The sequence below is a fragment of the Enterococcus aquimarinus genome (assembly GCF_001885765.1).
In the GTDB taxonomy this organism is placed as follows: domain Bacteria; phylum Bacillota; class Bacilli; order Lactobacillales; family Enterococcaceae; genus Enterococcus_I; species Enterococcus_I aquimarinus.
Map to the genome: position 1 here is coordinate 1 of NZ_JXKD01000019.1, position 24154 is coordinate 24154.

Genomic DNA, 24154 nt, shown 5'->3' on the forward strand with positions numbered 1-24154 from the left:
TGAGCCATCAGTCCTATTTGACAAAGAGCCATTTTTTCTTATCCTCCTCAACACTAAAAGTTATAAAATCAAAAGAACCTCAGGAAAAATGCTCCTGAGGTTCTTTTGATTATCAATTATTGATTATTTTTTCTTGTGACCACCGAAGGCATCTTTCACTTTATCAAAAAAACCTTCTGATTGTTCTTCCACCGTCGATTGTCCACTTGTTTTCGCAAAGAGACGCAACGCTTCTTTTTGTTCTTCATTCAAGTTTCTCGGTGTAATTACTTTCACTGTGACTTGTTGATCACCATTACCGCCACCACGTAGACGTGGCGCACCCTTGCCACGCAGACGGAATTTCGTTCCGGTTTGCGTACCAGCAGGAATTTTTAGCTTCACATCGCCATGAACGGTTGGGACATTTACTTCATCACCTAATGCCGCTTGGACAAAGTTTAACGGTAATTCGTAGTAAATTTCTCCGCCATCACGATCAAAGAGATTGCTCTCTGCCACATAAAAGACAACGTATAAATCACCATAAGGTCCGCCATTAATACCCGCTTCTCCTTGGCCAGCGAGACGCATTTGTTGACCGTTTTCAACTCCTGCAGGAACATTCACTTTTACGCTATGTGTTTTCTTCTCATGTCCGTTTCCATGACAGGTTGGACATGGTTCTTTGATTTCTTTACCGGTCCCATGACACACATCACATGTTTGACGACTCATAACGCGGCCAAGTGGTGTTTGACGTTCCACATTGACGGTTCCTGAACCATGACACTTGTGACACGTTGTTGGTGAGGTTCCTGGTTTCGCTCCGTTACCGCTACATGTGTGACACGTTTCTTCACGATTATATTGAATATTTTTTTCAACACCAAAAATCGCTTCTTCAAAACTTAAATTAATCGTGTATTGCAAATCTTCCCCTTGACGAGGCGCGTTAGGATCCATTCTGCGACCACCGCCGCCGCCAAAGAACGATTCAAAAATATCTTCAAAGCCACCGAAGCCTCCTGCCCCAGAGAAGCCGCCAAAGCCGCCGCCACCAAAGTTCGGATCAGTTCCTGCATGGCCATATTGGTCATAGGCTGCTCGTTTTTGAGCATCACTTAAAATCTCATACGCTTCTGAAACTTCTTTAAATTTTTGATCTGCATCTGCTTCTTTATTAATATCTGGATGATATTTTTTTGAAAGCTTACGATACGCTTTTTTTATTTCATCGTCTGATGCACCCTTTTGGACACCCAGAATTTCATAATAATCACGTTTTGCTGCCATTGGATTCCCCCCACTTTTCAAACAATTCAAGTCTTTTGTATTTTATCACAAAAGAACAAGAAGAAACATCTTTTTAAAAAAACAATAGAAAAAGCCAAAGTTTGTTGGCTTTGGCTTTTTCAAAGACAACGGGATTAGTCGTTATCTACTTCTTCAAAATCAGCATCAACGATATCATCTGCGCCACCTTGTGCCGCTTCTGGGTCTTGTTCTGCTTGTTGTTGCGCAGCTTGTTCGTACAATTTAACCGTTAAGTTTTGCACGATTTCATTCAATGCATCACGTTTTGTTTTCATTTCTTCAATATTATCTGCTTCAACAGCTGCTTTTAATTCATCACGCGCTGCTTCTGCTTTTTGAACTTCTTCAGCGTCAACTTTGCCTTCTAATTCTTTTAAGGTTTTGTCAACAGTGAATAATAAAGAGTCAACGTCATTACGTAAGTCTACTTCTTCTTTACGTAATTTATCTGCTTCAGCGTTTGCTTCTGCATCTTTCACCATACGTTCAATTTCTTCATCTGTTAAACCTGAAGAAGACTTAATTGTAATAGTTTGTTCTTTTTGCGTACCTAAATCTTTCGCAGAAACATTCACGATACCATTTTTATCAATATCAAATGTTACTTCGATTTGTGGAATTCCACGAGGTGCTGCTGGAATATCTGTTAATTGGAAGCGACCTAATGTTTTATTGTCAGCTGCCATTGGACGTTCACCTTGTAACACGTGAATATCTACTGCTGGTTGGTTGTCTGCTGCTGTTGAGAAGACTTGTGATTTACTTGTTGGAATCGTCGTATTACGATCGATTAATTTCGTAAATACGCCACCCATTGTTTCAATCCCAAGTGATAATGGTGTTACGTCTAGTAATACAACGTCTTTCACATCTCCACTAATAACGCCACCTTGGATTGCTGCACCCATTGCAACAACTTCATCTGGGTTTACAGATTTATTCGGTTCTTTACCTGTTTCTTTACGAACTGCTTCTACCACTGAAGGGATACGAGTAGAACCACCAACTAAAATCACTTCATCGATTTCAGATTGAGAAATTCCTGCATCTTTTAATGCTTGACGGACTGGTGTTTTCGTACGTTCCACTAAGTCTGCTGTTAATTCGTCAAATTTCGCACGTGTTAAGGTCATTTCTAAGTGTAATGGACCTGCATCGCCTGCTGTAATAAATGGTAAGCTGATTTGTGTGCTTGTCACACCAGATAAATCTTTTTTCGCTTTTTCAGCAGCATCTTTTAGACGTTGAACGGCCATTTTATCTGCAGATAAGTCAATGCCGTTTTCTTTCTTGAATTCTGCAACCATGTGCGCAATAATTTTTTCATCAAAGTCATCCCCACCTAAGTGGTTATCTCCTGCTGTTGATAATACATCAAATACGCCATCGCCTAATTCAAGGATTGACACGTCAAATGTACCACCACCAAGGTCAAATACTAAGATTTTTTCTTCGCGATCTGTTTTGTCTAAACCATATGCTAACGCTGCAGCAGTTGGCTCATTCACGATACGTTCTACTTCTAAACCAGCAATACGTCCTGCATCTTTTGTTGCTTGACGTTGTGCATCGTTGAAGTATGCCGGAACAGTGATAACGGCTTTATCAACTTTTTCGCCTAAATATTCTTCTGCGAAACCTTTTAAGTATTGTAAGATCATTGCTGACACTTCTTGAGGTGTATAGTTTTTACCATCTACTTCAACACTGTAGCCAGCTTCACCCATGTGACGTTTTACAGAAGAAATTGTATGTGGGTTTGTTACTGCTTGACGTTTTGCAACTTCCCCAACTTGAATTTCACCATTTTTAAATGATACGACAGAAGGTGTTGTACGGTTTCCTTCTGGATTTGTAATAATTTTTGCTTCTCCACCTTCTAATACAGAAACTGCAGAGTTTGTTGTTCCTAAATCGATTCCGATAATTTTACTCATAATAAAAGCTCTCCTTTATTTGTCTATTTGATTTGTTATTGTGCAACGATTACCATGCTTGCGCGTAAAACACGATCTTGTAGTTTGTAGCCTTTTTGTAATACTTCAACAATTGTATCTGCTTCAATATCTTCACTTACAGGAACGATTTGAACAGCTTGATGGATATTTGGATCAAATTTTTCACCTTTAGCTGGAATTTCTTCAATTCCTTCTTCCTTCAAAGCCACATTTAAACTTTCTAAGACCATTTCAACGCCTTTTTTCAAGCTAATGCTTTGTTCGTCCGTTACTTCTGCTGCGATTGCTCTTTCAAGATTATCAATAACAGGTAATAATTTTTTACCTAAGTCTTGTGAGCGATATCTTTGAATCAGTTCTCGTTCATTTCGGTTACGCTGAACGATATTAGCGAGTTCAGCAGAAACGCGTAAAAACTTATCTTCCATTTCATCTAATTTTATTTTAAGTTCATCTACTTCAGAAACTTCTTCGACTCGTGCATCTTCTAGTGCATCCATGTCTTCGACTAGCGTTTCTTCAACCACTTGATTATCAGCAGCGACCTCTTCTACAGGTGTGTCTTCGACGATTTCTTTTTCTTTTGACAATTGACGACCATCCCTTCTAAAATGATGCTTTTTATTGTTACTCACTCACTAGACGAATCTAAAATTCGGTAGTAGTCAGCCAACGTTACTGCAAGTTCTCGACGAAAGACATCGACAAGTCCGAACATCTTGGAGTATGGCATATTCGCAGGCCCCAGTAAGGCAATTGTTCCTTTACCATGTCCTTGAATATCATAACTTGCTTGAATTAAACTCATATTTTCTAACAACTCATGGCCGAGTTCAGATCCAATTTTGATTTGAATCATCGTATTGCGCGGCGCGAGTAACTGAGTTAATTCTTCTGGGTTCTTCATAAAAGAATACATTGATTTAAATTGTACTTTATCCTGACTGCCTTCAAAATCTAACAGATTCATTTGGCCACCAACATAAATTTTTTCTTCAAACAGATGGTTTAACATACGATCAAATAAATCTAAGATCCCTTCTGTTGTCTGAAAATACTTATGGAGGATAATTGGGATTTCTGTTCGCAAGCGATGATAGACCGTGATTAACGGTTCACCGATTAAACGATCATTGATGATTCTGATCATGACTTCTAATTCCTCGCTACGAATATGGCTCGGTAAAGTAAAGACACGATTTTCAACATTCCCTTTATCCGTCACGATAATGGCAACAACTTGTCGATGATTTAAAGGAACTATTTTAAAACTGGTTAAACGCCGCTCGTTCACATCTGGTCCTAAGGCAAGCGCTGTGTAACTCGTTAAACTGGATAAAATCTCAGCCGATTGTTGGATGATATCATTAATTTCGTGGAATTCTTGCCCAAATTCTTGACGTATCCGTTGAATTTCATTCGGATGCGCTTGAACGGGACTTAGTAAATGATCCACGTAATAACGATAACCTTTCATCGAAGGGATTCTACCAGAAGAAGAATGGGTCTTCGACAAGAGTTCCAACTCTTCTAGCAACTTCATCTCATTACGAATTGTAGCGGAGCTCGCCGCAATGCCGCCCTCCATTAATGTTTTCGAACCTACAGGTTGGCCAGTGGTAGTGTAATTTTGAATAATTACACGCAAAATCTCTCCTTGTCTTTCAGTTAACAAATTTATCACCCCTTATTAGCACTCTTTGCTTTTAAGTGCTAATACGATTATAAATATACCACATTTTGAATTCTTGTCAAGCATTTTACCTATTTTTTTAGCACTCTAAAGTTTAGAGTGCTAAAATTGATTATTCTTCTTTATCGAGTAAAAATTTTTCAAAAACATCGTTACCGATAAATAACCCTTTCGGGGTTAAACGGAAATAATCCTCTTCCAATACAGCAAGTTGTTGTTGTTGCAGTTCAGCGATCACGGATTGATAGACCGTCGTGAGTTTTTGGTTGAACTTCTCTTCAAATCTGCGAAGCGAGACGCCTTCGATTTTTCTTAATCCTAGAAACATCTCTTCTTCTATTTGATTTGCTCTTGAAATTTCTTCGGTTTCAAAAATGGGTAAGCGTTGCTCTTTTAATGGTTTCATATAATGTTGAATAGGACCATAATTTTTATAACGTTTCTGATTAAGGTAACCACTTGCTCCCGCACCAAAACCATAATAATGCTCATTATCCCAGTACACTAAATTATGCATCGATTCTTTGCCTTTTTTGGCGAAATTACTGATTTCATATTGATGATGGCCCGATTGTGCCATCGCGATAATTGCTTCTTCAAACATTTGTGTTTCGGCTTCTTGTGTTGGTAACTCAAGACGACCTTGCCGCACCCAATTCATAAACATCGTTTTATTTTCAAGGATGAGCGAATACATCGAATAATGTGGAAGATCAAAAGCGAGCGCCTTTGTGAGCGTATCACGAAAACTTTCCAGTGATTGCCCAGGTAACGCATAGATTAAATCAATACTAACATTATCAAATTGCTTTTTTTCTAATAACTTGATCGTATCATAGACATCTTGCACCGAATGTTTTCGCCCAATTTTCTTTAATAAACGGTCATCAAACGTTTGAACGCCCATCGATAGTCGGTTGACACCGTGCGCTTTGAAAACATCTAATTTCTCCGCCGTTAAATCGCCAGGATTGGCTTCGACTGTAAATTCCTTTGTTGTATGGGTTGGTAAATAGCGATGAATCCCCGTCAGCAAGACATCTAATTGTTTCGCTGTTAAGGAAGTTGGCGTTCCACCTCCAATATAAATCGTTTCGGAGACTTTCGTCGGATGCTTTTCTAATGTCAAACGAATTTCCGTTAACAATGACTGAATATACTCATCGACTGGTTGTCCTTCTAAAAAAACTTTATTGAAATCACAGTAATAACAAATGTGTTCGCAAAAGGGAATGTGAATGTAAGCTGACGTACTTTTTGGATGCGTTTGGTTAATTTCTTTCAATGGTTAAAAACTCCTCAATGACTTTTTCTCAAGATAACAGTGCTCCTTATTATACCACAAAAACCTCACGCCTTATTTAACGAGTACTCAACATGCAAAGGCTGCCGTTCCCTTATTCACGGGCAATAAAGGTCGAACATAACTCGATTTGTGTTTGTTCACACGCACCGATTGCCATTTCTAATGAGCGGTATCCCAAATCATATAAATGATGATCAATCGTTGAAAAATGAAGCAGCTGACTACTCCACTGATTTCCTTGACCAACCATTACAGGCGGTGGACACTTTGCTTGTTGATAGGCCGCTGTTATCCCTGCAGCGACATCATCCACGTTGGCCATAATCCCTTCAACTGATGTCATTCTTGCCAGTCGTTCTCCCAGCAAAAAACCTTCTTCGTACGTCGTCACACCTGAGATTATTTGACATTCTTTTGGGTATTGCCCAAATACCGCTTGATAGGCCTTGATGACTGCTTGACTCGTGACACTCGCCTCGTATTTACGACTGAGCAACAGAAGGATGTCCTTCTTTCCTTTTAATTGGAACCATCGGAAGGCCTCCTCATAAGCCTCTTGTCGATTAAGATAGACCGCTTGTAAATCCGTTCGTTGAGGGTTTTCGGAACAAATAATGGGACCATATGTTGCATAGTCTACCAATCGGTCTAAATCAACGCCTCTTGAGGTGAAAATCAGTGCATCAAAAGCTTTTCCTCTTAATTGTTCTAAGTATTCCATTTCAACTTTTTCGTCATATTCTGAAGGTAAAAGAACTAAGCGGTAAACCGTTGAAAACGCACAATCAATCATCCCATTTAACATTTCAATAAAATAAGGATGTTTTGTATGCGGCAACACAATCCCAATATGAAAATTTTTCCCTTGGCTTAAATCGCGCGCCAAGTCATTCGGGACATAATCTAACGCTTGAATTGCCGACTCGATGGCCTGACGCGCCTCTTTTGACACGTGCTTTTTTTGATTTAACACTCTTGATACTGTCGATACTGAATAGCCACTTTTTTTGGCGACATCATGAATCGTCGTCATTCTACCCACTCCTCTTTTTTAAAAGACGCTATCGTTTTATTATACGCCAGGACTGCTATTTAATGAAGCATTTGAAGAACGTGATTGCGCTGCTTACTCCTCAGAGATATAAAAAAAGAACTGAGATTTCTCCCAGCTCTACTTTTTGATTAAAATAAATATGTTTCTAAGTCAAGTGGATAAACAGACTCTTCGCCATTAAAGACGCGCATATTTCCGCCCGATAATTCATCGATAAGCATAATCTCGCCTGGTTTTTCTCCCCGACCAAATTCTAATTTAATATCATAAAGGGTTAACCCTTTTGTTGCCAGTTCTTCTTTGATGAGGTCACAAATACGCTTCGTTTGTTCTTTAATCAGGTCATATTCTGCTTCTGACAAAATGCCAAGCAATACTAAGGCATCTTTACTAATAAAAGGATCTTGACGTTCATCATCTTTAATTGTGATTTCGACGTAGCCATTTAAATCCGCTCCAGATTCAATATAATCTGCGTAACGACGAATAAAGCTTCCGACAGCTTTATAGCGACAAATCACTTCTAAGCCTTGACCAAAAACAACCGCTTTTTTGACATCCATTGATTTTTCTTCTAAATCAGCTGCTAAGAAATGTGTCTGGATCCCTGCTTGATTTAATAACTCGAAAAAGTACTGACTCACTTTTAAACCAGAGCGACCTGACCCTTCAACGGTTAAACCAACTTGGTTTTCACCAGGATCAAACACGCCGTCTTTACCGGTCATTTCATCTTTAAACATTAAACGGATGGTTCCATCTTCTTTTTCATAAACATCTTTTGTCTTTCCCTGATAAATTCGTTTCATGAAGCACCTCTTTATGTTTATTTTTTAATGTTTTACAAGAATAGAGTATCACACCAAATAATGAATGAGAAGAGAATGCAACAACTTTTTATTCGTTTTTGTAGTTAAAATTCGTGTTTTACCTAGTTTATTATTTTGAAATCGATTGATTCACGAACTTTGATGCTTCTTTTTGATTTTCAGGAACATGATAGGTTTCAGGCACCACTTGTTCTAATGCTAGTAAGGTCAGTTTTCGTTTGATCCCGCCACCGTAACCGGTAATATTCCCACTTTTTCCGATAACACGGTGACAAGGGATGATAATCGAGAGCGGGTTTTTGCCAACGGCCCCTCCTACTGCTTGGGCAGACATTTTTTCTTTGCCCATCCGTTTGGCCATTCTATGAGCAATTTCACCGTACGTCATCGTTTCACCATAAGGGATTTCTTGAATGATTTTCCAAACTTCTTGCTGAAAAGGCGTTCCTTTTGGCGCTAATTGAACCTCTACTTGAGACTGTTTACCTTCAAAATAACAATCCAACCATTCATTGATTGCTTGAAATAAGGGTTGCTTGGTTTGATCCAGTTGTGCCGATTGCTCTTTTTTGTTCCAGTCTTTGGGCGGTGTGTAATCTAAGCGTGTAAGTGAGTCGTTTTCAACCGTTAGATAAAGGGAGCCTACAATCGATTGATATAGCCATTGATAAACCATCATCATCCTTCCTTTCACTTCATTTTGTTGTCAAAAAAAAGAGTGAATCGCTCACTCTTTAAAATAATCACGGGTATCTTGTTCGTCTTTTTTTAATTGCTCAATCAAAGATTCCATCCCATCAAAAGCAACTTGCCCTCTTAAATAATGCAACCAACGAACAGATACTTGCTCGCCATAGATGTTTTGATGAAAATCGAGAATGTATACTTCTACCGTAATCGGTCGATTTTGTTCAAACGTATTGTTACGGCCAATCGATCCCATCGAAGGATACCACTGATTGCCAACTTTTATTTCCGTCACATAAACGCCTTCTTTGGGTAAGCGTGTCGTGCTCTTAATTTTGACATTAGCCGTCGGATAGCCCAGCGTGCGCCCTCGAGCATCGCCGTGTACCACCGTCCCGTCAATACGATAAGGATAACCTAACAATTCTTGGACTGCTCCCATATTGCCGTTTTCTAATTCTTCCCGTATACGTGTCGAACTCACTTTTTCACCTTTCAGCGTTTCCTTTGCAACTGTCACAATTTCAAAACGCTCTTGACTGTAATTTGGCAAACAAGCCATGTTCGCAATCTCTTTTGGCCCATAAGTATAATCAAAACCAGCGACCACAAATTGTGCGTGTAAGCCTACCATATATTGATCTACAAAGTCTTGCGGTTTTAAACTCGCAAAATCGGAAGTGAATTCAATGACATAAAGGTAATCGATGCCTAAAGAAGCCATTAATTCCTTTTTTTGTTCGAGGCTCGTTAAATAGCGCATCTTCTCAGCCGGTTCTTTTTGAAACACGATTGAAGGATGATGATTAAATGTCATTAACGCTAATTTTAATCCTTTTTCTTGAGCGATTTTCCGACCCGTTTCGATTACTTTTTGATGCCCTTTATGGACGCCATCAAAAAATCCTAAGACTAACACGACTGGTTCTGCCGGGATATGGTCGTGATTATAAGGATGACGTATTTCGATTGTTTGCATTCTTTTATTCCTTTCCTATCTCGGTTCTCAGTACTTTACGAGGCTTGAGTATTCCAGCTTTCGTCGGATGTGGTTCATAGAGGCTCACGACTTGATTTTCGTAAAAAATCGCCACTAAATCCGTCGGCATGTCTGTTAAGCCAAATTCCTGATAGGTTAAGCGGCTACCATTTTTCACTTTTAGCCAAAGGGCTTCTGAAACGTCGATGCGTTCAAAATCTTTCACACCAAATTCAATCGGCAAAAGAACTGCTTGTAGTTGCTCGTTGTTCATCAATTCCGCGACTTGCGCTAAAGTGACACCTTGCTCCTTCGAAAATCCTGCACTCGCACTACGCGTTAAATCCGACATATGCGCTGGGACACCGAGTAATTTCCCTGTATCAACTGAAAGCGTTCGTACATACGTCCCTTTCCCACATTCCACATAAAAACGCCATTTTTGTGTTCCTTTTTCAGCATCCCAAACAGGTGCTGACGTTCGCTTAAATGTCGCAATTTCAGCGGTTCGTTGTGGACGCTCAACGGTTTCGTTATTCCGCGCATACTCGTATAAGCGTTTGCCGTTGACTTTTACAGCGGAATACATCGGTGGTACTTGCGTAATCGTCCCGGTTAATTGAGCCATTGCTTCGTCAATTTCAGCTAGCGTAAACGGTCTACTCAACGGCTGACTGTCAACGACTTCCCCAGAAGCATCCTCTGTAGTGGTACTATAGCCTAAGGTAATTTCACCTTCATATATTTTACCGGAATCCGTTAAAAACTCAATGACTTTTGTGCCTTTCCCGACACAAATGGGTAAAATCCCGTCCACATCCGGATCCAATGTTCCCCCGTGACCGACTTTTTTCGTTCGTAATATTTTCCTTAATTTAAATACGCAATCATGACTTGTCATGCCACGCTCTTTCCACAAGGGTAAGATTCCATCCATTACACATTTCACACCTTTAACAAACATTTTTCTGACCAATTATACCATGTTTTCCAATGATTCGCGCATCAAAAAACAGATGGTGGTATGACACCATCATCTGTTTTTGACTTACTCTTGATTTAATTTGCGTAACATTTCATCAATCTTGCTTCCGTAAGCAACGGATTCATCTAATTCAAACGTAATTTCTGGCGTTTTATAAAGGGTTAATGCTTTCCCAATTTCACGACGGATGAGGCCTGTCGCTTTTTCTAAACCAGTTTGTGCCGCTTTCTTATCTGAAGCTAAATCAGATAAGATGCTGTAGTAAATGGTTGCTTGTTGTAAATCACCTGTCACATGGACGTCTGTAATATTGACATTTTCAACCCGCGGATCGCGTACACTTTTACGTAAAACTTGATTGACTTCTTTTAAAATCTCTTGAGCTACTCGACGATCACGATAATTAGCCATGGAAACGCCTCCTACTCTATTTTATTATTTTCCTTTTTTAACTTCTTCCATTACAAAACCTTCAATAATATCGTCTTGTTGCAAGTCATTAAATTTCTCAACCATTGCGCCACATTCAAAGCCAAGTTTCACTTCTTTAGCGTCGTCTTTAAAGCGTTTCAAGCTTGCTAAGTTACCTTCAAAGATGACAATGCCATCACGGATAACACGGACGCCACTATCACGTCGGATATAGCCTTCTGTCACGTAACAACCGGCAATCGTTCCAACTTTAGAAACTTTATATGTTTCACGAACCAACATTTGACCGGTAATTTTTTCTTCAAATTCTGGATCAAGCATGCCGTTCATGGCTGTTTCAATTTCGTCAATCGCATTATAGATGATTCGGTGTAGACGAATATCCACTTGCTCTGCTTCGGCTTGTTGTCTTGCTTGCGCTGTTGGACGAACGTTAAACCCGATCATAATCGCATTACTTGCTGCCGCTAAAGTGACATCACTTTCATTGATTGCCCCAACTGCTGAATGGACAATATTCACACGTACACCTTCGACGTCAATTTTTTGTAATGACGCTGCTAACGCTTCAGCTGTTCCTTGAACGTCGGCTTTAATGATGACGTTGACTTCTTTAATTTCGCCGTCTTTCAGACTAGCAAAAAGATTATCTAACGTCACACGTGTGTTGCTACCACGTTGTTCCATCAACGCACGTTTCGCACGCTCTTCACCTGCTGCACGAGCTGTTTTTTCGTCTTCGAATGTTACAAAACGATCACCTGCTTGTGGCACGTCATTTAATCCAGTGATTTCAACGGGTGTTGCTGGACCTGCTTCTTTATCACGACGGCCAATATCGTTCGTCATCACACGAACACGACCAAAAGTATTACCGACAACGATTGGATCGCCAACTTTTAATGTTCCTTGTTGCACTAATAATGTCGCAACAGGGCCTTTTCCTTTATCAAGACGTGCTTCAATGACTGTTCCGATTGCGCGTTGTGTTGGATCAGCTTTTAAGTCTTCTACTTCAGCAACTAATAGAATCATTTCTAATAATTCATCAATGTTTTTAGCAAACTTCGCTGAAATCTCAACGAAAATAGTATCGCCGCCCCATGCTTCCGGAATTAATCCATGTTCGCTTAATGCTTGCATGACATGATCAGGATTTGCGGCAGGTTTATCGATTTTATTCACTGCAACAATAATCGGTACACCAGCTGCTTTCGCATGGTTAATCGCTTCGATTGTTTGTGGCATCACACCATCGTCCGCTGCGACAACTAAAATCGTAATATCCGTGATACTTGCTCCACGTGCACGCATACTTGTAAATGCGGCATGCCCTGGTGTATCTAAGAACGTAATCGGTTTCCCATTAATATCAATTTGATACGCTCCGATATGTTGCGTGATTCCACCGGCTTCACCACTGGTTACGCGTGATTTACGTAAGGTATCAAGTAAGGTTGTTTTCCCGTGGTCAACGTGTCCCATAATGGTCACAACTGGCGGACGAGAAACAAGTGCTTCTTCATTCATTTCTTCTGGTTCAAAGAATTTATCGATATCAGCAATATCCACTTGTACTTTTTCTTGTGCTTCGATGCCATAATCGGTTGCTAATAATTCAATCGTTTCTGCATCCAAAGGTTGGTTTTGGTTAACCATTACACCCATTAAGAAAAGTTTTTTAATAATTTCAGCTGGTTCGCGATAAATTTTCTTCGCGATATCTGCCACGTTCATACCATCCGTATATTCTAACACTTCTGGTAGTTCACGGAATTTACGCGCTGGAACAGCCGGTTTGTTTTCCGTCGATTGGTGTTTACCTTTACGGCCTTTTTTGTTGTAACGATTACGGTTTTGATTACCCCAGCCCGTATTACGGCCTTGGTTTGAATTTTGACGCGCCGCTGGACGGTTTTGGTTGTTGCCTTGTTCTTGACGATTTGGTGTCGCTGGTTTAGCAGCCGTCGTATTATTGGTATTGCTAGCATTATTTGTTGCAGGTTTGTTTTGTGGACGAGCCGTCTGATTGGACTGTGGTCCTTTATTTTGTGCAGGGCCTTTCGCTCCAGGTTTATTAGCAGCTTGTTGGCCTTGCGGTCCGCGATTTCCTGGAGTAGTCGTTGCGCCTTTATTTTGGCGATTTTGGAAATTCGGATTATTTTTTTGTGTTTGGAACTGTTTGTCAGCTGGTTTTCCTGCTGGCGTTCCAGGTTTTGCGCCAGTATCTTTTTTCGGTGCTGGTGTGTTTCTTAGTGCTTGGCGTAATGATCTTTCTTGTGATTCAGAAATAACCGCCATATGGTTTGATACGTTAAATCCTAATGATTTTGCTTTATCGACGATCTCTTTACTCGATTTGTTCATTTCTTTTGCAATTTCATAGACTCTTTTATTCGTCATGCAATCACCTTCCTAACCTAATAATAGTTCCTCGATCTTTTTTGAAAAACCTTTATCTTTAATGCCAATGACCATACGACTTTTGCCAATCGCGTGACCTAATTCATTTGAATTAAAAACATCAAAACAGGGAACTTTGTAATACAAACTTTTATCTTTGATACTTTTTTGGGTATTCTTACCTGCATCACTTGCGATAAAGACGAGATTCACCTTTTGGGCACGAATGTCTTTTAGCGTTAATTCTTCTCCGGTGACTAATTTACCTGCTCGCATCGCCAAGCCTAATAAATTGAGTGCTTTTTCCTTACTCATTGGCAAACAACTCTTTTCTGGCTTTTTGGTGAGTAACATAATCAAGTAATTCTTGATAGAACTCATCCGTTATTTTTACTTCTAAGACTCGGTCTAAAATCTTTTTATCCCAAGCCGTTTGTGCTTCTTTGGGTTCAAGTGCGACATATGCCCCTCTACCAGGCGCTTTGCCTGTTGGATCAATCGACACAACGCCTTCTTTCGAACGCGCAATGCGGATAAGATCTTTTTTAGGGAACATTTCACCTGAAACGACTGATTTTCTTAATGGTATTTTTCTTTTTTTCATGTAAATCCCACCTTGAAATTATTCTTCTTCGAAAGTAGCGTTCTCGTAGTCATCAGAAGTCATATCCGGATTTGCCATAATGACTTCATCGTTCAATTCTGCTTCCACTACAAGTTCTTCTGCATCCGCCACGGCTGTTTCTGCTTGCTCTAATTTTTCATAAAAACTCGCCATGTCTGATTCTGATTTGATATCAATCTTAAAGCCAGTTAACTTCGCAGCTAAACGAGCATTTTGTCCGCGTTTACCGATTGCTAGTGATAATTGATAATCAGGAACAACAACGGTACACGCTTTTGGATTCGTCGCATCAAAAATCACATCACTGACTTCGGCTGGATTAAGGGCGTTGGCAATAAAGACAGCTGGGTCTTCGCTCCACTCTACAATATCCATATTCTCACCTTTTAATTCATTGACTAATGTTTGAACACGTTGGCCTTTTGGACCGACACATGTTCCGACTGGATCAATGTTTTCGTCATGTGAACGTACAGCAACTTTAGAACGATCGCCTGCCTCACGAGCAATGCTGACAATTTCAACTGTTCCGTCGTAGACTTCAGGTACTTCTTGTTCAAATAAGCGACGTAATAAATCTGGATGACTACGGCTTACAAAAACTTGTGGTCCTTTTGACGTGTTTTCAACTTTTGAAACATAGACACGAATGCGATCATGAGGTTGATAAAACTCATTTGCCATTTGATCTTGCTTTGAAAGGACTGCTTCAATTTTACCTAAGTTAACGTAAATATAACGATTGTCTTGACGTTCCACAATTCCTTGCATGATATCATTTTCGTACGCACTAAACTCTGTATAAATGATATTACGCTCTGCTTCACGCACACGTTGTAAAATGACTTGTTTTGCCGTTTGTGCAGCAATTCGTCCAAAATCTTTTGGTGTCACTTCAAAACGAATTTTATCGCCAATTTCGTAAGCTGGATTAATCAAAATGGCATCTTTTAATGATACTTCTAATTGGGAATCCATGACTTCTTCCGTTACTTCTTTCACTGAATAAACATGAATACTGCCTTTTTTGGCGTTGAATTCAACTTCAACGTTTTGTGATTGACCATAGTGACGTTTATAGGCCGAGATTAAGGCTGCCTCTAAAGCTTCAATCACGATTTCTTTTGATATTCCTTTTTCTGCTTCTAAAGCATCCAAAGCATTTAACATTTCTTTACTCATTTTCTTCGCATCCTCCGTAATTAAAATTGAACCGCTAAACGAGCATGGGCAATATTTTTGCGATCGAGGGTTAATTCTTTTTCTCTTGTTTTAATTCGTACTTTTAGTACTAATTGTTCTTCATTAAAAGACTGTAAGAATCCTTGATAATATTTTTCCCCGTCAACTGCTTGATAGAAAGAAACATAGACATATGCGCCAATCGCTTTTTCATAATCTGCTTCTTTTTTTAATGGTCGTTCTGCGCCAGGAGAAGAAATTTCTAGAAAATAAGCTTGTGGAATTGGATCGGGGTCCATTGCGTCAAGAGCATCACTCAACCGTTCGCTAACAAAGGCACAATCTTCTAAATCAATCCCGCCGTCTTTATCAATAAAAACGCGTAAAAACCAACTCTGCCCCTCTTTCGTGAATTCCACCTCAACTAATTCAAAATTTTCCGCTTCCAAAATCGGTGTTACTATCTCTGTAACAGTATCCACAACCGTACTCAAAATATGATCCCTCCTTTAAATAATCGTAACGAAAATCCATTTCATGCCATAAAAAGAGTGAGGGAAAAAACAGCCCTCACTCAACTCTAGTATCATTACTCTTAGAAATATAACATATTTTTTCAGAAAACTCAAGAGAATCGTGTTTTTGTTCCCCTCAGGTCCTCTTTTAGTTTAAAAAAGAAAATGTTCCTCTTATCTGCTACGATTTAAAATTTCTGCTTCAATCGCTTCAACAAAAATATCTAGCGCTTCAACTTGTGTTTCTTTTGAACCGTAACGACGAATATTCACGGTTGCTTGCTCGACTTCTTGATCCCCAACGACAATTTGATACGGAATTTTTTGGATTTGTGATCCACGAATCTTATAGCCCATCTTTTCGTTACGATCATCGAGTTCAACTCGCACACCTTTGGCTTGTAATCGTTCCTTCACCAAAAGAGCATAATCATGATGCGCGTCAACCGAAACGGGAATGATTGTCGCTTGAATCGGTGCCAACCATGTTGGGAAAGCACCTTTGTATGTTTCGGTTAAATAAGCCACGAAGCGTTCCATTGTGGAAACAATCCCACGGTGAATCACGACTGGTCGATGCGTGTTTTCGCCATCTTCTCCCACATACGTTAAGTCAAAGCGTTGTGGTAATAAGAAATCTAATTGGATCGTTGAAAGTGTTTCTTCGTTCCCTAATGCTGTTTTCACTTGCACGTCTAATTTTGGTCCGTAAAAGGCTGCTTCGCCTTCTGCTTCAAAATAGTCTAAACCTGTTTCGTCCATAACTTCTTTCAGTACTTTTTGCGCATGGTTCCACATCTCGTCATCATCGAAGTATTTCTCGGTATTTTTTGGATCACGGTAACTGATGCGTAAACGGTAGTCCGTAATATCAAAATCTTCATAGACTGCCATCATCAGGTCCAATGTGCGGCGGAATTCATCTTTAATTTGATCAGGACGCACAAATGTATGGCCATCATTTAGTGTCATTTCTCGTACGCGTTGCAAACCAGATAACGCGCCTGATTTTTCATAACGGTGCATTTGTCCAAGTTCGGCAATCCGAATCGGTAATTCACGATACGAATGAATATCATTTTTATAAACCATCATGTGGTGTGGGCAGTTCATTGGACGTAAGACCAACATCTCACCATCTCCCATATCCATCGGCGGAAACATATCTTCATGGTAATGCGCCCAGTGACCAGATGTTTTATAAAATTCCACGTTTGCCATAATGGGTGTGTAAACATGTTGGTACCCTAACGCGATCTCTTTATCGGTAATATAACGTTCGATTGTCCGACGAATCGTCGCTCCTTTTGGCAACCAAAATGGAAGGCCGGCACCGACTTCTGGTGACAACATAAATAGATCCAATTCTTTTCCTAATTTACGATGATCACGTTCTTTGGCTTCTTCACGCATTTTGATGAATTCTTTTAATGCTTTTTTATCAAAGAAAGCTGTTCCGTAAACACGTTGCATCATATGATTATCGGAATTTCCGCGCCAGTAAGCTCCGGCAACTGATAATAATTGAGACACTTGAATGCGTCCAGTTGACGGTACGTGTGGCCCACGACATAAATCAATGAAGTCGCCTTGTTCATAAGCCGTAATCACTTCATCGGCTGGTAAATCGTTAATTAATTCCTCTTTATAAGGATCGCCTGCAAATAATTCTAACGCCTCTTCTTTCGTCAAGACACGACGCACGATTGGCAAGTTTTCTTTCACGATTTTCATCATTTCTGCTTCAATTGCCGGTAAATCTTCTGCAGTTACCGGTTGATCGCCATTATCGGTATCATAATAAAAACCAGAATCAATCGCAGGGCCAACGCCAAATTTAATTTTTGGATAAAGGTGACGCATCGCTTGTGCCATTAAATGGGCTGTCGAGTGACGTAATAACGCGAGGGCATCTTCGTGGTCTGGTGTGACAATTTCGAGCGTGCCATCACAATCAATCGCGCGATCTAAATCGATCAACTCACCATTCCATTTGCCAGCCAACGCTTTTTTAGCTAAGCTTTTTGAGATACTTTCTGCAATTTCTTTTGTTGTGATGCCCGCTTCATATTCGCGTATCGCACCATCTGGAAATGTTACTTTAATCATTTGTTTTCCTCCTATTTTTGTCTTTTATTACAAATTCCTGTTTTCTTTGCAATAAAAAAAGCCCTAATATCGTACTTGTTCTACGATATTAGGACGTATCATCGTGGTTCCACCTAATTTTTAATACACTAATGGTATTACTCAAACGTGATAACGGATACGACCGCCTTTGTTTCGACAAAGGTTTTTGGAAAAAGTGGTCATTCTTTGGTTTTCTTCTGGAAAAGTTTCAGCCAAGCTTTTCCTCTCTTTTTGAAGACTCTCAAATGCAGGTGTCTTTTTCATAAATCAACTATGCCTTCATTTAATCATCTTTTCAGAAAAATTGCAACAATAAATTGCGCTGAGAACATAAAAATCATCGATCATGAACGTCAATCTTCGTTTAGGATCATTTTCCATAAGCTCCCTTCGGATAAAAGGTCATTTTTTGCTATCCCTTGGGCATAAAAAGCATACTGGCTATTTTCATGGAACAAGTCTCCCACCTGTTCATTCGTTCATCCTATGTGAAACGAAATGCTAGCTTAAAATTTCATCAATTCGCATTCTTTTGGTAAAATAGAAAAAAGAAGCGAAGGAGGCGTGCACGTGAATCCGTTAAAAGAATACCAACGTTTATTAGCCATTGCGCAAAGTGGCAAAAAGTTTGGACGTGATCACTTTGATCAAGAGCGTTATGCCGAACTCGAACGTATTAGTTTAGCTTTGATTAGTCAATTAGGAAATAAACCAATCGCACAGATTCCCGACTTATTCTCAGGTGAAACGGGTTATCCGACACCCAAAGTTGACGTACGGGCCTTTTGTCAAAACGCCCAAAACGAGATTTTGTTAGTTGAAGATCGTCAGACGAAAGAATGGTCCCTTCCAGGCGGTTTTGCTGAAATCGGCATGTCCCCGCGCGAGAATCTCGCAAAAGAATTGATAGAAGAAACGGGCTTTGAAGCACACATCGGTGATTTACTTGCTATTTTTGATACGAATCAAAAAGGAAATCCACCGCAAAGTTTTCAATATTATAAACTCGTATTTGCTTGTGAGCTGTTACGTGGTGAATTTATTGCGAATCAAGAAATTCGTAATATCGGCTTTTTTAGTATCGAACAACTTCCTCCCTTGTCGACAAAACGAACCACCAAAGAACAGTTGACTATTTTAAGACAATCACGCCATTCACCCCATGTCGATTAATAACGTTTGAAAGAACGAACGAGTGATTAATTGCCAGTCCTCATCGCAATCATCTGAGAAACAGATCCCTTTCTCCCCTTATAAATGAATCGTTCAAACGTCAATTCTGACAACAGATTAAGAATTGACGTTTTTTTTCGTATTCTCTTCTATTCTATGCTATACTTTTAGGGTCAAATTTTTAGGAGGTATGCCAAGGATGACTGCCCGTGATTTAGAAAAAAAACAACTCGTTCAAACGATCGCGTTGATTCAAAAAGAACAAGAAATTATTAAAAAACAGCAAGAAGTTGCTGCTGACACGCTACAAACACAATTAAAAGAAGTGGCAGATAAACGCATTAACACCGGTTCAGAAGGCGCTTTTTATGAGTCAGTTGTTGAGTATCAACGACATGAACAAGAATTATCATTACGTTATCAAACAGCAGAAACACAAATGAAACGCTTAAAGACGTTAAGCGTGATGGAGAAATCGCCTTACTTCGCCCGAATCGATTTTAAAGAAGGTCTTGAAGCTCCCGAAACATTGTATTTAGGAATCGCTTCTTTGCGTAACCAAGCAGAAGACACGTTAGTCATTGATTGGCGCGCACCCATTGCCAATTTATACTATGAAGGAGAACTAGGCACGACATTTTATGCGACGGATAGCGACCAGTTTGAAGTTGAACTCCTGCTAAAACGGCAATTTAAAATCCAAGAAGGCGAAATGCTTTCGATGGTGGATACGTCTGAAATTATTAACGATGATTTTTTACTCGAAATCTTAGACGAAGCTTCTTCTAGTCAAATGAAAAATATTGTTTCCACGATTCAAAAAGCGCAAAATGCAATCATTCGTGATACGACCAATAAAATTCTTTTAATTGAAGGAATTGCTGGAAGTGGAAAAACGTCTGCGTTACTCCAAAGAATTGCTTATTTAATGTATCGCAACCGCAAGTGGTTAGACGATGACCAAATTTTGTTGTTTTCACCAAATCACTTATTTTCTGACTATATCTCACAAGTTTTACCATCACTTGGAGAAAGTGAAGTGCCAACACGAACATTCCGTGACTTCTTACAAGCCTTATTACCAAAGTACACCATTCAAAAAGAAGAAATGGAAGAAGTTCATTTTTTAACTGGTAAAGACAATCAGATTGAAAGAATGATGAATAGCCTGGCGTTAGTCAGTTTAATTCCAGAATACTTAGAAAAAATTACCAGTATTGGCCCGTTATTTAGAGATTTAAAAATTAAAGGTGAAACGTATATTACAAGACAGCAAATTCGCCAATGGTACGAAGAAACCAATCCGCAACTGCCTTTGTATCAACGCAGCCAATTATTGCAAAGCCAAATTTTGAAGAAAATCCGCGGCTTGGAGCAAGCTGAGTCACACAAAGCCTGGGTGAAGGATGAAACGGAAGAACGCCTCCAAGCTTTCTTTGAAAATGATCCGCACCAAGAAGCGACGGAAGAAAACGAACGCCGGATACGTAAAAAAATCCGTCAACAAATTGTTCGTCGCAAATTCCGCGCATTGACCAATGGCGTTCAAAATTATCAATTTATTAATCGACCAAAACAATATTTACATTTCTTACAACAAGTGCCAAAAGCAATACTAGCGAAGTTCATGGTGACTGAACAAGACTGGTCAGAGCATCTAGTCAATGTTAAGCAACAATTTCGTACGCGCGAGTTGACCGAGGAAGATGCCATTGTCTTCTTCTTACTTTCAAGAGGATTGTTCCCAGTTGACGTCCAACAAAAAGCTCGTTTTATTTTCATTGACGAAATGCAAGATTTCCCACCCTCTCAAGTTGCCTTACTCCGTGCACTTTATCCAAAAGCTGGCATCAGTTTATGTGGCGACTTAAACCAAAAAGTCTTTGGTAATGAAACGATTGTCAACTCTCTAGATACGTTATTCCCAGAAGAATCTGTGGCGCGTTACCAATTAACCACCAGCTATCGCTCGACACAAGAAATAACCGCGTTTGCCAACCAGTTCCTCTCGCAAGAAGAGCAAGTCCAAACGACGGCACGAAATGGCCAAGTGCCAAGAATCATCCAAGCTAATTCCCAAGCTGCTTTAGGCCAAGCGTTGCTCCAACAAGTGACGAATACCGCTCAAAACCAGCCACATTGGCGCATCGCCATTATCGGAAAATCCGTTCAAGAATGTGAAGCGTTGTATGCCCAACTCGATGAAGAACAACAACACGCCATTCAATTAATCACGACAGAAGATACTTTTATGAAGCGTCGTATCATGATTATTCCGGCTTTTTTAGCTAAAGGATTAGAGTTTGATAGTGTGTATGCTTGGAATATTGGTGACAACTTCACCACTTCCCAAGATCAATTAATCTTATATACGATTGCAACACGTGGGATGCATGAATTGACGGTCTTGGTTCCAAACAACCAAAGTCCGCTACTTGAACAGCTAGATACTACGACTTATCAGTGGCAAGAAGTAGAATAAATCAGATGGACACAACCTTCTTGACGCTTTATTGTGAGTCTACGAAACCTGTTTAAAAATAGCACGAAAAAAGAGAAAATTTCCTATTATTGAAAGGAGATTTTCTCTTTTTCTATGGCTCATATATCATGAAACAATCAAAGCTAAGCAACGTTCGTTCAGCCTAATATCATTGCTCGTCTTACATTAATGGGGCGAAAATTTTCATTGTCCAACCGACAATTTTAGTGAATTTCTTTTCTTTTCGGACATCTTCTAAGGTGATTCGTTGCGATAATGCCATTGTCCCTAAAAAGTCTGCTTCCATCTTTTTGATTTCTTGGACGCCTTCCAAATATACGCCACACTCAAAATGATGATAAAAGCTCCGGTAATCCAAATTAATCGTTCCCACTGTTGCTTTATAGCCATCCACTACAAACACTTTCGCATGCACAAAGCCAGGCGTATATTCATAAATCTCAACCCCTGCTTGGATTAACGTTTTATAGTGGCTTTTCGCTAAAGCAAAGGCATATTTTTTATCTGGAATATGCGGCAAGATAATTTTCACATCCACGCCTCTTTTCGCAGCGAATGTTAAGGCTGTTTCCATCTCACCATCTAAAATTAAATAGGGTGACATAATGTACACATACTCTTGGGCTTTATTTAATAAATCAAAATAGACCATTTCTCCAACCCGTTCATCATCTAACGGTGAATCCGCATAAGGCATCACATAGCCTTCTTCTTCAACGGGACCTTCAGGTGCTTGAGCTGCAATCGAAAGCCACGGCTCAAAATCTAAGTCTTTACTATCGATTGCCCACATCTTCAAGAACATTAAGGTAAAACTTTCGGCAGCTTTTCCTTTAATTTTGACAGCTGTATCCTTCCAATGACCAAACCGCTCAATCTCATTAATATATTCATCGGCTAAATTAACGCCACCGGTAAATGCCGTATGGCCATCGATCACACAGATTTTACGATGATCTCGGAAGTTGTAAACAGTCGACACAAAGGGTTGAATCGGCGAAAATACTTTACACTGAATACCGCATTTTTCTAATTCCTTTGAATACGAACGGGGCAATAAGGAAAATTCACAAAACCCATCGTACATAAAACGAACTTCGACACCCGCTTTGGCTTTTTCAATTAAGATCTCAAGCACAGATCCCCACATATGACCTTTACCAACAATAAAATATTCCATAAAAATAAATTTTTCCGCTTTTTTAAGCTCAATTAATAAATCCGCAAATTTGTCTTCTCCCAATGGATAATACGTCACTTGACTGTTTTTATAAATTGGGAAGGTTTCTATTTTATTGACAAAATGGTGCAATCCTTGTAAATCTTTTGAATCATTTAATGTTTTCATTTCTTCGAAAATCACGGGATCCGTTTGAATTTGATTTTTACTTTTTTTACTAATTTCAACTAACCGTCTTCTTTCAAAGCGATGCCCAAATTCTAAACGGGTATAAAAATAAAGAAAAATACCAATAATCGGTAACACACTAAAGAAAACCATCCATGTTAATTTGACACTACTATCACTCTTACTATTGAATAACGCGATACAACCGATGACGGTTACAATTAATGATCCGCCATAATAGAAATGGACATAGTTAGTCGTCACATAATTAAAAAGTGCCATTAATAGCCCCACTTGAACCAATAATATCACTAAGATAACACCAACCCGGCTAAAGACTAATTGTAACGCACTTTGCTTACTCCTTTTGAATAAGTCATTATTTTCAATTTGCATGCACAACCTCCAAATAATTAAGTAATGGCAACGCTGAATACTTTAGTTGAATAATTTCTAAAATCACTTTTAACTCAGAAAGATTACGGGGATTTTCAATATCAAAAATCCGACTGTGCCGGCCGATGCCCCCATTATCAATTAATCGATTGACGCGATTCCAATCCATAAACTCCTCTAAATCAGTAAATTCACTAATCGGAAAACCGGCGCCGTCAAGAATTTCTGATAGTCGAAAAGACAAAAAAGCACTATCAATGACGATTTCTTTCGACTGAATCTTCTGAATACCAGGTTCTATCACGACGACTTTTTTTGGATCGTTTTCAAGATACCAATCAAGTAAATAAAAGAAGCCAGTCATTCGCGTCGTCTCTTCGAATAAGCGAAAAGAATCTTCTGATTTCCGAAAAACAAGTGGAATTAAATAATGCCTTTTGTAAATAAACATCGGTGCTTGTTGCACTGAACAGTTCAAGTAACGATTCAGATAACTCACTCCTCGATAATCACCTAAACGATACCCTTGCACACCTAAGTGACGATACTTTTGACTTAACCGCGAGCAGTCACTAATCGAAACAGCGATTTCTGTTAATTTTTCATACCCACTCAAAATGCGATCAAATCGTTCTAATTTTACTGTCTCAGCCATTGAA

Annotated in this window: 21 protein-coding genes; 2 read left to right on the forward strand and 19 right to left on the reverse strand. The window is 39.4% G+C overall.

The genetic code is table 11. The features are described from left to right. Positions 1-123: 123 nt before the first annotated feature. The 17 genes from dnaJ to thrS all read right to left on the reverse strand — a co-directional run bounded on the left by dnaJ (position 124) and on the right by thrS (position 18054). Positions 124-1275: a molecular chaperone DnaJ gene (gene dnaJ, locus RU93_RS10560; protein WP_071875595.1), complete on the reverse strand. Its 1152-nt coding sequence runs from the start codon at positions 1273-1275 to the stop codon at positions 124-126. A gap of 134 nt (positions 1276-1409) precedes the next feature. Beyond that, on the reverse strand, positions 1410-3233 hold the full coding sequence (dnaK, locus tag RU93_RS10565; protein ID WP_071875596.1) for a molecular chaperone DnaK: 1824 nt from the start codon (positions 3231-3233) through the stop codon (positions 1410-1412). 35 nt (positions 3234-3268) lie between these two features. Further along, positions 3269-3826, reverse strand: coding sequence for a nucleotide exchange factor GrpE (gene grpE / locus RU93_RS10570; protein ID WP_143139453.1), 558 nt, complete (start codon positions 3824-3826; stop codon positions 3269-3271). 59 nt (positions 3827-3885) lie between these two features. Next, positions 3886-4929 carry a heat-inducible transcriptional repressor HrcA gene (gene hrcA / locus RU93_RS10575; RefSeq protein WP_071875598.1) on the reverse strand — a complete coding sequence of 348 codons (1044 nt, stop codon included), beginning with the start codon at positions 4927-4929 and terminating at the stop codon, positions 3886-3888. 130 nt (positions 4930-5059) lie between these two features. Beyond that, positions 5060-6232, reverse strand: coding sequence for a radical SAM family heme chaperone HemW (hemW, locus tag RU93_RS10580; RefSeq protein ID WP_245785415.1), 1173 nt, complete (start codon positions 6230-6232; stop codon positions 5060-5062). 112 nt (positions 6233-6344) lie between these two features. Further along, positions 6345-7286, reverse strand: coding sequence for a LacI family DNA-binding transcriptional regulator (locus tag RU93_RS10585; RefSeq protein WP_071875599.1), 942 nt, complete (start codon positions 7284-7286; stop codon positions 6345-6347). 149 nt (positions 7287-7435) lie between these two features. Continuing rightward, entirely contained in the window at positions 7436-8116 is a 681-nt protein-coding gene (locus RU93_RS10590) for a phosphoribosylaminoimidazolesuccinocarboxamide synthase (RefSeq protein WP_071875600.1), read from the reverse strand. Positions 8117-8246: 130 nt separating this feature from the next. Beyond that, positions 8247-8813, reverse strand: a complete 567-nt coding sequence (locus RU93_RS10595; protein ID WP_071875601.1) for a methylated-DNA--[protein]-cysteine S-methyltransferase — start codon at positions 8811-8813, stop codon at positions 8247-8249. Positions 8814-8864: 51 nt separating this feature from the next. Then, complete coding sequence (gene ribF, locus RU93_RS10600) at positions 8865-9803, reverse strand: riboflavin biosynthesis protein RibF (RefSeq protein ID WP_071875602.1); 939 nt, start codon at positions 9801-9803, stop codon at positions 8865-8867. A 4-nt stretch (positions 9804-9807) separates the two neighbouring features. Next, positions 9808-10740, reverse strand: coding sequence for a tRNA pseudouridine(55) synthase TruB (truB, locus tag RU93_RS10605; protein WP_071875603.1), 933 nt, complete (start codon positions 10738-10740; stop codon positions 9808-9810). Between the two features lie 111 nt (positions 10741-10851). After that, complete coding sequence (rbfA, locus tag RU93_RS10610) at positions 10852-11199, reverse strand: 30S ribosome-binding factor RbfA (RefSeq protein ID WP_071875604.1); 348 nt, start codon at positions 11197-11199, stop codon at positions 10852-10854. Between the two features lie 24 nt (positions 11200-11223). Then, positions 11224-13623 carry a translation initiation factor IF-2 gene (infB, locus tag RU93_RS10615; RefSeq protein WP_071875605.1) on the reverse strand — a complete coding sequence of 800 codons (2400 nt, stop codon included), beginning with the start codon at positions 13621-13623 and terminating at the stop codon, positions 11224-11226. A gap of 12 nt (positions 13624-13635) precedes the next feature. Continuing rightward, a complete protein-coding gene (locus RU93_RS10620) occupies positions 13636-13938 on the reverse strand; it encodes a YlxQ-related RNA-binding protein (RefSeq protein WP_071875606.1) in 303 nt (100 codons plus the stop codon). After that, a complete protein-coding gene (rnpM, locus tag RU93_RS10625) occupies positions 13931-14227 on the reverse strand; it encodes an RNase P modulator RnpM (RefSeq protein ID WP_071875607.1) in 297 nt (98 codons plus the stop codon). Before rnpM ends, RU93_RS10620 begins: the two co-directional genes overlap by 8 nt. 18 nt (positions 14228-14245) lie before the next feature. Beyond that, positions 14246-15430, reverse strand: a complete 1185-nt coding sequence (gene nusA / locus RU93_RS10630; protein WP_071875608.1) for a transcription termination factor NusA — start codon at positions 15428-15430, stop codon at positions 14246-14248. 20 nt (positions 15431-15450) lie between these two features. After that, the gene (gene rimP / locus RU93_RS10635) at positions 15451-15924 is read right to left on the reverse strand and encodes a ribosome maturation factor RimP (RefSeq protein WP_071875609.1); all 474 of its coding nucleotides are present in this window, start codon (positions 15922-15924) and stop codon (positions 15451-15453) included. Between the two features lie 195 nt (positions 15925-16119). Next, positions 16120-18054 (reverse strand): threonine--tRNA ligase, encoded by a 1935-nt coding sequence (gene thrS / locus RU93_RS10640; RefSeq protein WP_071875610.1) that lies wholly within the window; start codon positions 18052-18054, stop codon positions 16120-16122. Between the two features lie 591 nt (positions 18055-18645). On the opposite strand from thrS, the gene RU93_RS10650 reads away from it, so the two are divergent. Beyond that, positions 18646-19248 carry an NUDIX hydrolase gene (locus RU93_RS10650; RefSeq protein WP_071875611.1) on the forward strand — a complete coding sequence of 201 codons (603 nt, stop codon included), beginning with the start codon at positions 18646-18648 and terminating at the stop codon, positions 19246-19248. 199 nt (positions 19249-19447) lie between these two features. Beyond that, positions 19448-21730 carry an RNA polymerase recycling motor HelD gene (gene helD, locus RU93_RS10655; RefSeq protein ID WP_071875612.1) on the forward strand — a complete coding sequence of 761 codons (2283 nt, stop codon included), beginning with the start codon at positions 19448-19450 and terminating at the stop codon, positions 21728-21730. A gap of 181 nt (positions 21731-21911) precedes the next feature. Here the strand turns inward: helD and cls are convergent, their stop codons facing one another. Both cls and RU93_RS10665 read right to left on the reverse strand, forming a co-directional pair. Beyond that, positions 21912-23495 (reverse strand): cardiolipin synthase, encoded by a 1584-nt coding sequence (cls, locus tag RU93_RS10660; protein ID WP_143139452.1) that lies wholly within the window; start codon positions 23493-23495, stop codon positions 21912-21914. Beyond that, the gene (locus RU93_RS10665) at positions 23485-24150 is read right to left on the reverse strand and encodes a hypothetical protein (protein WP_071875613.1); all 666 of its coding nucleotides are present in this window, start codon (positions 24148-24150) and stop codon (positions 23485-23487) included. Before RU93_RS10665 ends, cls begins: the two co-directional genes overlap by 11 nt. Between the last annotated feature and the right edge of the window lie 4 nt (positions 24151-24154).